This is a genomic window from Parascardovia denticolens DSM 10105 = JCM 12538 (assembly GCF_001042675.1).
Lineage (GTDB): Bacteria > Actinomycetota > Actinomycetes > Actinomycetales > Bifidobacteriaceae > Scardovia > Scardovia denticolens.
The window spans coordinates 750,269-763,798 of record NZ_AP012333.1 but is presented as its reverse complement, the minus strand read 5'-3'; the positions used below and the strand labels follow the sequence as shown (position 1 = coordinate 763,798).

Genomic DNA, 13,530 nt, shown 5'->3' with positions numbered 1-13,530 from the left:
TGGACCCGACCGGTCCGGCTGGGATTCCCGCCTTGCGGGTCACCCTCGAGTCTCTGTCTTCGCTCATGTCACCGGCTCCTGGCGACATGCGGAGGACGGCCTTCCCGATCGGTTTCGGACCGATGGGGACCGGCCGCCTGCCGCTTGGCTATCTCTTGTGCCAGCAGGAGGGCGGACCGGACGTTGTTCTTGCGCACCCCCACGCTCATGGCCATGGCAACGGCCAGATAGAGTTCGTCGGGATGGTCCAAGGGGGTCTCGACGACCGTGGAGGCGATGTCCCGGGAAACCAAGGTGGGGATCACGCAATGGGCGTCGTCATCGATGACGGCCCCGAAATCCTTGACCGCCCGCCGCAGCTGGGGGCGCAGGCCCTCCTGGGCTTCATGGATGATCGCCTTACGGGAGGAGGACCTCCAGCGGGACCAGGACCGGCTGGTGGCCTTGTCCCTGTCCGGCTTGCCTGAGCCGATCCCGGAATCCGACCCAGTCTTCGAGCCGGAACCCTGGCCGGAGCCGACCTTGCCCGACCCTTCCCCATCCGAGGCCGCACCATCAGCTGATTCGTCGGAAAGCCGGACGCCGTCCATCTGCCCCGACCGGGTGACCTTGGCCGTATCGGGGATCTGGTCCAGGTCCACCGACTGGGTGCGGCCGCAGACGTCCAGGCTCACCTGGCTCAGGGCGCCCGGGGCGAAGGTCTCCTCGTCCATGGTCAGGATGACCGTATTGACCCCGTCCTCCAACATCTGGGAGAGGATCATCTGCGTATCGATGGGCCCCAAGGGATAGGAACAATCCAACTCCCTTTCCAAAGAGAAGGACTTGCGGGAATCGATCACCCCGATGGGATTGCCCAGAAGATGCAAGAGCTGGGCCAGGTAATCGGACGCATAGGTCGCCTGGGGGCCGGTCAGGCCGAAAGTCGCCAGGGAATCGGTCGGCTGCCCGGCCATGATGAAGGCTAAATGGCCCAAGTCATGCTGGTTGAGGTCGCCGAAAAGAATGGGGACGCTGGCCACGGCCGCCAGCTCGTCCTTGGTCGCCAGATGGGAGAGAACCGAAGGGAAGAGGATGCTGTACGCCCCCTTGTCCTGGGCTTGGCGGATCTGGCGGTAAAGGTCCTCCTGCCGGCTGGAGGAGTCCCCCCACCCTAGGTAGAGGGCTCCCGGGCAAACGGCGTCTATATCGTCCGTCAGAAAAGTGATGGTCACATCCTGCCCATAGGGGAAGAAAGCTTTGGCCCCGAACCGGAGAACCAGGTCTTCCACCCGGTAGTGCACCGAAGTCGCCTCAGCCAAGAAGCTCATAGCCACCTCCTGAATTCCGCCGGAAATCCGATCCGTCTTCGCTTGCCGCCGACGCGGCTTTCCTCGATTTCCTCATTCGCGTTTCCTTGCCCTGCCGCCGGGGCCGCCCCTGAACCATATGCCGCATATGCCGCACAACCCCGCATCACCATGTAGTACTTATAGCATTCTTGCGGGGGGTGGACTGGGGAACCTTGTACTTCTGCATAAGGAATTCACCAATAGGATTGGTCACCGGAGAGGTGGCGTAACCGCCGTGCTGGGAGGAATCCATGAAGGCCACGGTGATGACGAAACGGGGGTCGTCGGCCGGGATGACCACCGAGGAGTCGCCCACGATCTGGGTCAGGCCTCCTTTGGAACCCACGACTTCCGCCGTTCCGGTCTTGCCCGCCAGACGGTAGCCGTTGACTTTGAAGACGTTGGCGTATTCCTCGTCCATGACGGATTCCATCATGTCCATCATGTCCTCCGAGGTGGATTTGGAGATTACCCGGGTGGGGGCATGAGGCTGGGGGGTCGTGTCCCTGCCTTCCTGATCGGTGGAGGAAGCGACCAGGCTCTGCCCCATACGCACTCCCCCGTTGGCGATGGTGGCCACGATGTTGGTCAGCTGCAAGGCGTTGACGGTGTATCCCTGCCCGAAGAGGATGGTCTGACGGGTGCGGTCGTCCCAGGAGGAGGCGGGAGACAGGACGCCGGAGGAGATTCCGGGGAAGTCGATTCCAGTCGGCTCCCCTATGCCGAATTTCTTCAGGTATTCGTAGCGCAGGTTGACCGGGTACTTCTCGGCTGATTTGACCATGCCCACGTTGGAGGATTCGTTGATGATACCGGCCAGGGTCAGCCTTTCCACAGGATGGTAGACGGCGTCGTGGTAGGTCTGCCCCTGGTAGACGAAGCTGTAGGGGACGGTGTAACGGCTGGATCCTTTGGCAAAGCCCTCTTGGATCAGGCCGGAAGAGGTGATGAGCTTGCCGACCGACCCCGGTTCGAAGGTGGCCGTCATGGACAGGGACCCTTTGAGGATGGCGTCCGGGCCGCCAGCGGAATACTGGTTGGTGTCGGCGACGGCCAGGATACGGCCGGTCTTGACTTCCTGCACGACGACGATCCCCCATTGGGCGTGAATCTTATTCTCCTGGTCCTGCAAGGACTTCTCCACGAACCATTGGACGTCGCGGTCGATGGTCAGACGGACTTTGCCCCCGTTTTTAGCCGGTTTGGTGACCGATTCGGTCCCGGGGATCTTCTCCCCGCTTTCCCCCCTCTGGTAGACCTGCTTGCCGTTCTCCCCTTTGAGGGAATCCTGCGACATCTTCTCGACCCCGGCCACGCCCACGTCGTCGTTGTTGACCCCGCCGATGATGGCCCCGGCGGTCGCCCCGCTGGGATAGGAACGGGTGACGGTCAGTTCGGACCCTATGACCCCGGACAGGTGGAGGTTGTCGACCGCTCGTTTGGTCGCCGGGGTCACGTTCTTCTTCAGGACGATGTAGGAGTTGACCCCGGCCAGCTTGGCCCCCAGCTCCATGACGTTCATTTTGAGGACCGGGGCCAGCATCTTGGCCACGGCGCCGGGACCGGACCCAGGCACGGGCTTGCCGTCGAGGGAATGGCAGATAGCCTTGTTGTCCCCGGTGCATTTTTTCGGCTGGAAGTTGCGGGCGCCGTTCTGGTCGGCGTAGATGGTGTACCTTTGCTGACTTTGAGCCATGACCACCCCGTTCACATCCGTGATGGTCCCTCGCAGGGCCTGGACGGTGTAATCCACCGTACGCATCTGGATGGCGTCTTGGGCGATGGCCGGTCCTTCGACCAACTGGACGAAGGTCAAACGGATGATGAGGGCGACGATGAGGACGACGATGGCCAGGCCGAAAACCACAGTCCGCCTGCGAAAGGTCCGGCTGTAAGCCGCATCCTGGCTATCTGCGGACAGGGTCTCCCAGAAGCGGGATAGTTTCCGCGAGAATGGTGATGGCTGTTTTTTCTTGCTCATGATGGCTTGGCGCTCTTTGCTCTCGTCCGTGTTCCTTTAGGGTGTCCCCGATGTTCGTTGCATGACGGGACCGTGCGATGGTGGTCCGCCCTTCCAGTATAACGAAAGGCTTGGTTCACTGACCGGTTCCGGCCATATCGACCGTCAAGGAGTCGGACGAAGGGGTCATCCCCAGCTTCTGGGCCTTCTGCGGCAAGGAAGCCTGGAGTTTGTCCAGTTTGGCCTGCTCCTGCTCCACATCCTGGGTGAGCACGGAGATGTTCTGCTGGGTCTCCGAGATGGCGAAGGCGTCTTCGGCCATTTTCACCCTGACCACCAGGACTCCCAGGAAGCTGAGGACGACGACCAGGACGACAGCCATCCACAGGACCATCCGGCCCCGCAGGCTCCGCTTGGCCTGGGCCGCGGATCCGGAAGTCCGCGAAGCGGAGTCGATCCGCTGGTCGGTCCGGGAGATGACGGAGAGGCCAGGCCGGGTGATGCCGCTGGGACGGGCGCCGGCGGACCCCTTGCGGATGCTCCGTTCGGACATGCGCTGCCGGGTTGTGCGGACTTGAGCTGCCTGTGCTGCCATGGTGACTCCTCATTCTTGTGGTGATTCTTGTGGTGGTATTGACTTTTTGTTTTTCGCGGCTTTTATTGCTTTCAGCCTCCGCGGCTTCAGCCTTGTAGCTTCCGGCCTCTTAGCCCTTCGGTCGACCCCGTCGCCGGGGCCCCTCTCCCGTTCGCACGGACTTCATCGCCGACCGCATCATTTCGGCCTTCCTGACTTCAGGGATGGGGCGGATCAGCTCCACCGCCCTCAGCCTGACCGAAGTGGACCGGGAATTATGGGCCGCTTCGGCTTGGCCCGCCTTGACCGCCCCCCGGGTCAGGTCGGCGAAAAAAGGCTGGGCTTCCTGAGGGATGACGGGCAGGCCGGCGGGGACGTCGGCATGGATGCCGGAGGCCATGAAGGTCTTGGTGATCCTGTCCTCCAAAGAGTGATAGGACTCCACCACCAGACAGCCGCCCAGGTTCAGGCGGCAGGCCGCCTGAGGCAGGGTCATCCGCAGTTTGTCCAACTCCCCGTTGACTTCGATCCTCAAAGCTTGGAAAACCCTCTTGGCCGGATTGCCGGGAGCGCGGTGGGCCCGGGGAATCACCTGGTCCACCAAGGCCACCAATTGCCCCGTGCTGCGCGGGGTCTCCCCCTCTTCCCTGGCCTTGACCAAGCGGGAGGCGATGGGGCCGGCGAAACGCTCCTGCCCGTATTCGCGGAAGATCCGGGCCAGGTCCTGCCTGCCGTAAGTAAGCAGGACGTCGCGGGCGGTCAGGCTTTGACCGGGATCCATCCTCATGTCCAAAGGAGCGTCATGACTGTAGGAGAAACCCCGGTCGTTCTCGTCGATCTGCAGGCTGGACAGGCCCAAGTCCATGAAGACCGCGTCCACCGTCTTGATTCCCTGCTCATCCAAGACTTGGGAAAAGCTGTCGAAGGCGGCGTGGACCGGGGTGAACCGGTCGGACAGGCCCAGGTCGCGCATCCGCTCGGTCGCCAGGGTCAAAGCCTCCTGGTCGCGGTCGATGCCGATCAGCCGGGCCTGGGGATCGGCCTGGAGGAAGGCGCTGGCATGCCCGGCCAGGCCCAAGGTGCAATCCACGATCAGGGGGGCTTGGCGACCGTCGGTGATCAGACGGACGCAGTCGTCCAAAAGCACGGGGGTGTGGATGGAAGCGAGGTCGGTCATCAGAAGCTCACCTCCGGCAGGACGTCGTCGGCGATGTCGCTGTATCCGTCCTCTTGCTCGGCCAGGTAAGCGTCCCAATCGGCCTTATTCCAGATCTCGGCCCGGGTCCCCACTCCGATGATCACGATGTCCTTATCTATATGGGCGTAATCGCGCAGGATGGAGGGGAGGATCACCCGGCCCTGCTTGTCGGGCTCCTGATCCACCGCCCCGGACAGGAAGACGCGCAGGTAATTACGGGCGGCCTTGTTGCTCAGGCTGGTCCGCTGGATCTGTGCGGCGATGCGGCGGAATTCGCCGAAAGGAAGGAGGTAGATGCATCGCTCTTGTCCCCGAGCCAAAACGCAGCCCTGCCCCAGCTGGGAGCGGAATTTGGCAGGAAGGGCCACCCGCCCCTTGGCGTCGATCTTGGGGGCGTAGGTTCCCAGAAGGAGGGCAGGCAAAGGAGAAGAGACGGCTCCGTCGGCCATCCCGGCGTCTTCGAAGACGCTATTCTCCGTGGGATTTGTCATGCTACCTCCAATTAATCACCACTTTACCCCACATTCCTCCACAACTCCCCACTAAGTCGAAAATTCATGGACTTTTTTCGGAAGAAATCGAAAAGAACCGGAAAATCAAATTCGCCAAGGAAGAGGCGAGGGCTGCTAAAAAATTAACTACCAAAAATCCTCTCTGCCAGGAAAGGCCGGGACTCATCCTGTCGGGAATCATTCCTGGGGAGAAAACTCCGCTTTCCGCGACAGGCCGGACAGACGGTGGGGGCAAGCGTGTAAACTGTTATTCGCTCTTTTTACCGACCCTTCCGAGCGGCCTGTGGCGCATAGCCGAGGCGCATCGATGGAGGGAACAACAGCCGCGAAGGCAAGCGAAAACGACGAGGGGATCACCGTGAGTGACTATTCCGACCAAATCCAGCAGGAACAGGAAGTGGTCGACCGGGCCTACCAGCGCCTGGACGACCTGCGCTCCCAAATCAAGGGACGGCTTGATTCCGTGCGCGCCCGCGGTGGCCACGGCTCCCCCACCCAAAGGTCGGAACGCGACTCTTTCGCCGTCATGTACGAAGACCGGCTCATCCAGCTAAGATCGGTGGAAGACCGGCTGGTCTTCGGCCGCATTGACGACGTCCACGGCAATCAGCGACACATCGGCCGGATCGGCCTGTCGGACGAGAGGCATGAGCCCATTCTGACCGACTGGAGGGCGGATGCGGCCCGGCCCTTTTACGAAGCCACCCCGGAGAACCACGGGGACGCCACCATGCGCCGCCACATCACCCTGAACCTGCGCCAAGTGGCCGCCTTGGAAGACGAGGTGCTGGACATCCATTCCCAGCAAGTCTCCCAAGCCCATCACCAAGGGACCCTGACCGGGGAAGGGGCTCTCCTGGCTTCGCTCAGCTCCCGGCGGACAGGGAAAATGACCGACATCGTCGCCACCATCCAGGCCGAACAGGACAAGATCATCCGTTCCGACCTCAACCAAGCGGTCGTCGTGCAAGGCGGGCCCGGAACCGGGAAAACCGCCGTCGCCCTTCACCGGGCCGCCTATCTGCTCTATACCCACCGGCGCACCTTGGAAAGGTCCGGGGTCCTCGTCGTCGGACCCAGCCCCACCTTCCTCCATTACATCGATCAGGTCCTGCCTTCCTTGGGCGAGACCGGAGTCGTCTCCCGCACCATCGGCGACCTCATCCCCGGCTTGGTGGCGACGGCCGAAGACGACCCTTACACGGCCGCCATCAAGGGGAGCAAACGCATGGTGACCATGATCCGCAACGCCATCGCCGCCCGGGTTCGCATCCCCAGTCTCCTGCCGACCATCCCGATCAACGGGGTCAAGGTCCCCGTCCGCCGCAGCGACCTGGAACAGGCCCAGCGGAACGCCCGCAGCTCCCGGAAGCCGCATAACCAGGCCCGGGAGACCTTCATCAACTCCATGCTCAGCCTCATGGTCAACCTTTACCGGGACCAGCTGGACTACATCCCCGAGCAGGAGGAACTCGACAACGCCCGCGCCACCCTGCGCCTGAGCTCGGCTCTGAAGAAGACCCTCAACACCGCCTGGCTCCCCATGTCCGCCTCATGGATGCTGGCCGACATGTTCTCCAAGCCCCATCGGATGCGGCAGTTCGCTCCTTGGCTCAAAGAAGAGGAGATCGCCCAGCTGACCAGGTCCAAAGACGCCCCCTTCACCCGGTCCGACGTGGCCTTGCTGGACGAGGCCTTGAATCTTTTGGGGCCGGACCCCCGGGAACAAGCCCGGCAGGCCGGAAAGGACCTGGACCGTAAACGCGAGGAGGAATACGCCCTCCAATCCATGCGGATCGCCGGGGTGGACCCCTCCCTGGTGAACGCCGGCGACTTGCTTGACAGCATGTCCGGCGGGGATGATTCCAGTCTGGCCTCCCGGGCCGGCAACGACCGGGAATGGACCTATGGCCATATCGTCGTGGACGAAGCCCAGGAGCTGACCCCGATGGAATGGCGTATGCTGATCCGCCGCTGCCCTTCCCGCTCTTTCACCATCGTCGGGGACGTGGCCCAGACTTCCTCCTTGGCCGGCACCCGCTCTTGGGCGAGGACCATGAACCCCCTCTTCGGCCAAGGCAGGTGGACCGTGAACGAGTTGACCATCGATTACCGCAACCCGGCCCAGGTCTGCGACCTCTCCTCGCGCTTCGCCAGCGATGAGGGGCTCCATGTCTCCACCGTGAGCGCGGCCAGGCAGGTCCCCGATTCGGTCAGGCGGATCGCCTCCCCCCGGCATGGCTTCCTGGATGCCATCAACGATCAGGCGATCGAGGCCATCCATGATTTCGTTTCGCAAGACGGCAGCGGCCGCCTGGCCATCATCGTCGACCCTCAGATCCGCGACCAGGTGGAAAAATCCTTGCGTCTCGCTTTGCGGTCCAGCCAAGCCTTAGGGCAAGAGGAATTCATCCGGCTCACCTCCCAGCCGGATTGGGAAGCGCAGGTCCGGGTCTATGGACCCCAAGAGGTCAAGGGACTGGAATTCGACGCGGTCATCGTGGCTAACCCCGGCCTCATCATGGAGAACGCGGCCTCCCGAATCGTGGCCGCCTCCGACCTCTACGTGGCCCTCACCCGGCCGACCCAAAGGCTGGTCATCATCCAGACCAAAGACGACCAGGAATCGATCGACTTCGCCGAAGCAGAAACAGAAGCATGAGTCGAAAACCAAGACGAGACTGATGACGAGGCAGACGTCGAAGCTAAGGCCGCAGCCAAAGCCAAATAAAGACTGAAACCAAGTCAAGTCAAGCTGAGGATCGATCCGTCGGTATTCGACCTTGGGGACGATCGGGCCTCTCCCCTATTTACTGCTCTTCCCCTTCATGGCGCTTTTCCTCTTGGTAGCGGCGGACGGAGTCGATTTCCTTCTCGTAGTCGTCCAAGGAATCGAAATGCTGGTAAACGCTGGCGAAACGCAAATAAGCGACGACATCCAGGTCCCTTAGAGGGGGAAGGATGGCCTTGCCCACCTCTTCGGACCTGATCTCCGCTTGGCCCCGGGCCCTCAGGTTCTCTTCCACCTGCTGTCCCAAGCGGTTGAGGGCCTCATCGCTGATGTTCCTCCCCTGACAGGCCCGCCTGACGCCTGAGATCACCTTCTTGCGGTCGAAGGGCTCGGTGGCCCCCGAATGCTTGATGATGGACAGGACGATGGTCTCTTGGGTAGTGAAACGCTTATGGCATTTCAGACACTCGCGCCGGCGGCGGATGGCGTAACCATCCTCGCCGACGCGCGTATCGAGGACTTTGGTCTGAGGGTTCTGACAAAAGGGGCAATGCATAGGTTCACCCTATCGCGAGGCCTACCTGAGGACTGCCCGAGGACCATCCGAGCTCTGCCCAGGGTCTATCCATGGACTGCTCAAGAGCTACTGCCCAAGGACTTCACCCTCTTACTTGATTACTCGATGGTGTTCTCGGTATGGGTCACCTTGCCGTTGCCGTTCGGGGAGACGACCCGGAAGTCGCTGACGTAGGCGGTGCCGTTCTCGTCGTACGAGCTGCTTCCTCCCACGTACTTGACATTGGCCGACCAAGTCAGATTCTCGATGATGTCTCCGGAGTTGTCATCGTCCGAGTTGTAGCTGTAGTAGAAATCCTCTTTCAAGGTGAAGTCGACCTTATAGGTGTTCTTGCCGGTCTGGGTCACCTTGGTGACGTTGACGTCGCTGAAGGTGATGCTGTCCGCCTTGCGGTTCTTGGCATTGGTCATGTTGAGGTCGATGTTGTTCTTCACGTCGGAATAGAACTTGTTGCTCGTCCCTCCCAGGAAGACGTCGTCCAAGTCGCTGGCCGTGGTCTGATTATCGGCGTAGTACTGGAGCATGCCGTGGGCCTTGGTCATGAGGTCGTTGGCCGTGTCCCTGTCCAGGATGTGGGCGGCGTTCAGATAGACCGTCTCCCCATCGGAGATGTCGGACGCTTTCGTCGTCTTGGTCTTGACGCTGGTCCCATCGGCGAAGGATTTACGCACGTAGACGTCCGCGCTTTCGGCCACGGGGAGTTTGGTAACGGACCCGGTCCCGTCCGACAGGGTGCTCACCTTCTGGCCGCCCACATAAAGGTCTCCGTCAGACAGGTTGCTGAGCACATCGAAACTGATATAACGCACGGCTAGGCGGATCTCCTGGTTGCCGGCAGTCAGATCCTTGCTGGTGGACACGTTGATGTCCTGGTTGTTCACTTTCCCACTGGCCGCGAAGACGTAAGTCCCCGGATAAAGGTGGGAGAAGATCTTCTGATAGGAGGAGGACTGCGAGGTTCCCACCTTGTGACCGTTGATGGTCAGGTCCAGACCGGAGGTATTGGTCTTGAGCGTGGCCGAAGCGGGCTTGACCACTACTTTCCAGTCGGGGAAGATGAGAAGCGTATGGCCGACGTTCCGCATGGCGGAACCTTCGAAGACTTCCTTCTGGGTCGGCATCTGGATCTTGCCCTGATCTGCGTAAGCCAAATCGGCTGGGCTGATTCCCCGGTTGTCGTCCGCCCAGACTTGGTATTTGAGTACTGCCTGAGGACCCTGATGACTGGCTTCTATGTACCGGTTGACCACGGATTGACGGGAGAAATACTGGGAACCGATGAAATAGAAGACAATGAAGGCAACGACCAGGAAGGCGAAAACCGCGATGAGGACCTTCCCCCAGACCGGCATCTTTTTCTTCGTCGCCGTTGCTGACGTTGCCGTCGCCGAAGCCGATGCCGCCTGGTTTTGCGGAGGAATCCGGGCCGGCATGACGGCGGGAGCCGGGGCGGTTTGGACTGCTGGGGCGGTCACAGGGGGCAGGACAGTGGTCTCCGCCTGAGTGGCCGACTGCGGGGTCAGGATTCGCCCGGTCGGTTCATCAACCCTTCCCGTTTGCGCCTCTTCAACCGGCATCCTGCCGGTCTGAGCCTCGGCTTGCCCGTCGCTTTCGACGTTCTCAACCTTGCTGCCGCCTTCGACGCGGTCAACGCTTTCGTCAAACGCCTGCGGTGTGGATGCAGGCAGGCTATCAAGAGAAAAGCCAGCCGCTTTCCCATCCATGAATTCCCGGGGAGAGGGGTTGCGCCCCATGGCCTCTTGGAAAGCGGCCACCCATTGTTCTTTCTCGTTCATTTTCCCTCCTTAGAAATTCTTTGAGACCTGGGACATCCCAGTGAAGAGCGACGTGAGGTTGCCTCCTACGAAACGGGCCACCAGATATGCGACGAGGATGAGGAGAAGCATGAGGAAGAAGGTCATGTAGATGTTGTTGACCTTCCCCAGGGAGCTGGCCGACGATTTGGCGAAGACGACCAAGATCCAGACGAAACCGATCACGATCAACGTCATGATGATGGACATGGCCGCCAAAGAGCCCCCGAGATCGGGGACTGCATCGGCCATTCTCTTCGCCCAATCCTGGGGCGGGGCGCTGAAGACGGACGTGAGCGCGCCGAAGCTGGACGTGGTCAGCAAAAGGGTGCTGGGGACGAAGAAACTGACGATGAGAGCGACCAGATTGATGATGACCATCAGGGGGTACAAGGTCAGATAACGTCCACAGAAATCAATGAAACCTTCCTGCTGGGGCTGACCCTTGGTCGCAAGACGATTGAAGCCTGCCGGCAGGACCAGAGCCACCAGATAGATGACGAAGACGAGCAAGGAATACAGGAAGGCTTGCCCCCACCCCATGTTCTGATCAAGGTAGGAACGCAGGAGATTAAGAGCGGAGAAATCCGCCGTGGAGGAGGATATGCTCGCCCGCATCAATTGCTCGATCCCGTTGAAGAAGGAGTTGACGACGCGGTGCAAGGCGTTGACGATGGCGAACCCGAGAAGGAGAGCGGAGACCACCATGGTCACCAGGCCAGCACCGGGACGACTTTCCCCGGCGATCCCCTGAGGGTTTTTCAGGCAATGCGCGAACCAAGAGAAATAATTGCCACCCTTCTGCCAGACCCTCGGTAGCGTCTGACCACCATTAACGGCCGCTTGTTGAAGCGGTATCGCCCGCGGCTGCGCTTGTGTTTGCGGTTGAGTCAGGGTTCGTGTCACCTGAACCGGAGCCGGCTGACTTTGAGCCGTCTGAGCCTGTGTCTGTTGCGTATAAGGATAAGCTGTTGGGACGTAAGTCGGCTGAGCCGCAGCAGGGAAGGCCGGAGCCGGCTGAGATCCCTCCTGGAACTCACCGTCCGCCAAGGCCTGGGATATCTCTTCTTCGGAAGGAGTACGAGAATTCACCGCTTCAAAATACTCTATCCAGTCCTCTCGAGTCATAATAATCCATCTCTCTTTATACCGAAAATGAATGCGTTCCCAGGTTACTACCCGAAGAAGACGCAACGGGAGACCATCCCATCTGGCATGACTCACTATCTATAGCGCGCACACTTCCCTTCACCCATCCGCTTTCCTAGCCGTTCCTAGCAGTCCGTGGCAATCAAGGAGGTTGTTCGGTTCACTATTTGGTCAGATTGTCCTGGCTTTCCGGGACGACGATCCTCTGACCGGTGACCAAGGTGGTGGAAGTCAGATGATTGAGTTTGGCCAGATAAATCATGTACTCGTCCACGCTCTGACCTTCCGGCAAATTCTCTTGAGCGAATTTCCAGAGACTGTCTCCCGGCCCGACCACATAAGAATGGACGACCTGGGGCCTTGTATCCTCCGGCTGGGCTTGGGCCCGATGGGCCAGACCGAATCCGCCGGCGAAAACGCCAAAGCAAAGCAAACCGACGAAACCCTTGCCCAAGGGGGTCAGCCTCACCCTGATGTGATGACGCCGTCCGGACTTCCGCATGGTGGCGGCCCGGCCGCCACCAATTCGGTTCATGCTCCTTGCATATGCCTGAGTCATTGTTCCTCCTTCAAGTCGCCCGGTTTCCGCCGGGCCCTTGTTCACGTTGTCCCCATTCCCGCATCAGCTCTTGCTTCCATGTCTTTTCTACGTCTTTTTCCAACCATCGTCGAAGAGATGTTTCGAACAGGTGTTCTTATTTTCGCACATCTGTTCGACTATTTCAAGACCATTTTTCGAACATCTGTTTGCCTTTACAAAGAATTCACGCTATAATCGAGAACAAGACCCACAGTGAGGAATGATTATGACGACAGTCCCCTTTGGCGCACACGCCACGAACGGAACCCCCGCACAGCCGGATACAGCCCGGTCCCTTGGCTTGACGGTCCGTCAGCTTCAAGTTCTGGAGGCCATCCGCCACTATTCGACCAGCCAGGGTTATATCCCCTCTTTCCGCGAAATCGCGGCCTTGGTGGGCCTCAAGTCGACTTCATCCGTCAAACATCAATTGGACGTCTTGGAGAAGAAAGGCTATATCCGCATGGCCGCCAATAAGGGGCGGGCTATAGAGCTCATCACGAGTGAGGAGCCCCAGTCGATCACCGAACAGGAGATCTCAGACGGTGAATCCGACCTCGAACCAAAGGACGAGAATCAAGACCGAGAAACAGCCGAAAACGAGGGATCCGGACGGCCAACCAGCGCACGAGCGGAAATCTACCCATTCCCTTCACAATCCGAAAGCGAATCCATCGCCCAATCCCACGACGTCCCCCTAGTCGGACGCATCGCGGCCGGCGTGCCCATCACGGCGGAACAGCATGTGGACGATGTCATGCGCCTGCCGGAACGCCTGACAGGGGAAGGGACCCTCTTCATGTTGGAGGTTCATGGCGATTCCATGGTCGACGCCGCCATCTGCGACGGGGACTTCGTGGTCATCCGCGAGCAGAAGACGGCCGAGAATGGGGACATCGTGGCCGCCCTTCTGGACGATGAGGCCACGGTCAAGACCTTCCGCAGGGACAAAAGCGGGCATGTCTGGCTCATGCCTCACAATCCGGCCTACTCCCCCATCGACGGGACCTATGCCCAGATCATGGGCAAAGTGGTGACCGTCCTGCGCAAAATCTAGCTGATCTCCGGCAAAACCGCTCTCTGGCAAAAACGGTTCCAGCAAGC

The 13,530-nt window shown here is 60.4% G+C and carries 11 protein-coding genes; 2 read left to right on the top strand and 9 right to left on the bottom strand.

Going from position 1 to position 13,530, the window contains the following annotated elements:
• Positions 1 to 68 precede the first annotated feature (68 nt).
• The 5 genes from PSDT_RS03240 to mraZ form a co-directional block, all read right to left on the bottom strand.
• The gene (locus PSDT_RS03240) at positions 69 to 1,310 is read right to left on the bottom strand and encodes a hypothetical protein (RefSeq protein WP_006289389.1); all 1,242 of its coding nucleotides are present in this window, start codon (positions 1,308 to 1,310) and stop codon (positions 69 to 71) included.
• A 145-nt stretch (positions 1,311 to 1,455) separates the two neighbouring features.
• A complete protein-coding gene (locus tag PSDT_RS03235) occupies positions 1,456 to 3,312 on the bottom strand; it encodes a peptidoglycan D,D-transpeptidase FtsI family protein (RefSeq protein ID WP_006290492.1) in 1,857 nt (618 codons plus the stop codon).
• Between the two features lie 115 nt (positions 3,313 to 3,427).
• A complete protein-coding gene (locus PSDT_RS03230; RefSeq protein ID WP_006289392.1) occupies positions 3,428 to 3,886 on the bottom strand; it encodes a hypothetical protein in 459 nt (152 codons plus the stop codon).
• Between the two features lie 109 nt (positions 3,887 to 3,995).
• Complete coding sequence (rsmH, locus tag PSDT_RS03225) at positions 3,996 to 5,042, bottom strand: 16S rRNA (cytosine(1402)-N(4))-methyltransferase RsmH (protein WP_006289393.1); 1,047 nt, start codon at positions 5,040 to 5,042, stop codon at positions 3,996 to 3,998.
• On the bottom strand, positions 5,042 to 5,512 hold the full coding sequence (gene mraZ, locus PSDT_RS03220) for a division/cell wall cluster transcriptional repressor MraZ (protein ID WP_397224561.1): 471 nt from the start codon (positions 5,510 to 5,512) through the stop codon (positions 5,042 to 5,044). The genes rsmH and mraZ overlap by 1 nt, the downstream gene beginning before the upstream one ends.
• A gap of 421 nt (positions 5,513 to 5,933) precedes the next feature.
• Here mraZ and PSDT_RS03215 point away from each other — a divergent pair, with 421 nt between their 5' ends.
• On the top strand, positions 5,934 to 8,237 hold the full coding sequence (locus PSDT_RS03215) for a HelD family protein (RefSeq protein WP_006289399.1): 2,304 nt from the start codon (positions 5,934 to 5,936) through the stop codon (positions 8,235 to 8,237).
• 148 nt (positions 8,238 to 8,385) lie between these two features.
• Here PSDT_RS03215 and nrdR read toward each other — a convergent pair whose 3' ends face one another.
• The 4 genes from nrdR to PSDT_RS03195 all read right to left on the bottom strand — a co-directional run bounded on the left by nrdR (position 8,386) and on the right by PSDT_RS03195 (position 12,381).
• Entirely contained in the window at positions 8,386 to 8,862 is a 477-nt protein-coding gene (nrdR, locus tag PSDT_RS03210) for a transcriptional regulator NrdR (RefSeq protein ID WP_006289400.1), read from the bottom strand.
• 119 nt (positions 8,863 to 8,981) lie between these two features.
• Positions 8,982 to 10,679, bottom strand: coding sequence for a zinc ribbon domain-containing protein (locus PSDT_RS03205; protein WP_006290494.1), 1,698 nt, complete (start codon positions 10,677 to 10,679; stop codon positions 8,982 to 8,984).
• Positions 10,680 to 10,688: 9 nt separating this feature from the next.
• A complete protein-coding gene (locus PSDT_RS03200) occupies positions 10,689 to 11,789 on the bottom strand; it encodes a beta-carotene 15,15'-monooxygenase (protein WP_143828291.1) in 1,101 nt (366 codons plus the stop codon).
• Between the two features lie 220 nt (positions 11,790 to 12,009).
• Entirely contained in the window at positions 12,010 to 12,381 is a 372-nt protein-coding gene (locus tag PSDT_RS03195; protein WP_006291550.1) for a LysM peptidoglycan-binding domain-containing protein, read from the bottom strand.
• Positions 12,382 to 12,652: 271 nt separating this feature from the next.
• On the opposite strand from PSDT_RS03195, the gene lexA reads away from it, so the two are divergent.
• Positions 12,653 to 13,483 (top strand): transcriptional repressor LexA, encoded by an 831-nt coding sequence (lexA, locus tag PSDT_RS03190; RefSeq protein WP_006289404.1) that lies wholly within the window; start codon positions 12,653 to 12,655, stop codon positions 13,481 to 13,483.
• Positions 13,484 to 13,530: the final 47 nt, after the last annotated feature.

What these genes read in the sequence shown, in the direction of transcription:
- PSDT_RS03240 (WP_006289389.1), bottom strand. Translation starts at nt 1,310, where the DNA reads ATGAGCTTCTTGGCTGAGGCGACTTCGGTGCACTACCGGGTGGAAGAC.
- PSDT_RS03235 (WP_006290492.1), bottom strand. Translation starts at nt 3,312, where the DNA reads ATGAGCAAGAAAAAACAGCCATCACCATTCTCGCGGAAACTATCCCGC.
- PSDT_RS03230 (WP_006289392.1), bottom strand. Translation starts at nt 3,886, where the DNA reads ATGGCAGCACAGGCAGCTCAAGTCCGCACAACCCGGCAGCGCATGTCC.
- rsmH (WP_006289393.1), bottom strand. Translation starts at nt 5,042, where the DNA reads ATGACCGACCTCGCTTCCATCCACACCCCCGTGCTTTTGGACGACTGC.
- mraZ (WP_397224561.1), bottom strand. Translation starts at nt 5,512, where the DNA reads ATGGCCGACGGAGCCGTCTCTTCTCCTTTGCCTGCCCTCCTTCTGGGA.
- nrdR (WP_006289400.1), bottom strand. Translation starts at nt 8,862, where the DNA reads ATGCATTGCCCCTTTTGTCAGAACCCTCAGACCAAAGTCCTCGATACG.
- PSDT_RS03205 (WP_006290494.1), bottom strand. Translation starts at nt 10,679, where the DNA reads ATGAACGAGAAAGAACAATGGGTGGCCGCTTTCCAAGAGGCCATGGGG.
- PSDT_RS03195 (WP_006291550.1), bottom strand. Translation starts at nt 12,381, where the DNA reads ATGAACCGAATTGGTGGCGGCCGGGCCGCCACCATGCGGAAGTCCGGA.
- lexA (WP_006289404.1), top strand. Translation starts at nt 12,653, where the DNA reads ATGACGACAGTCCCCTTTGGCGCACACGCCACGAACGGAACCCCCGCA.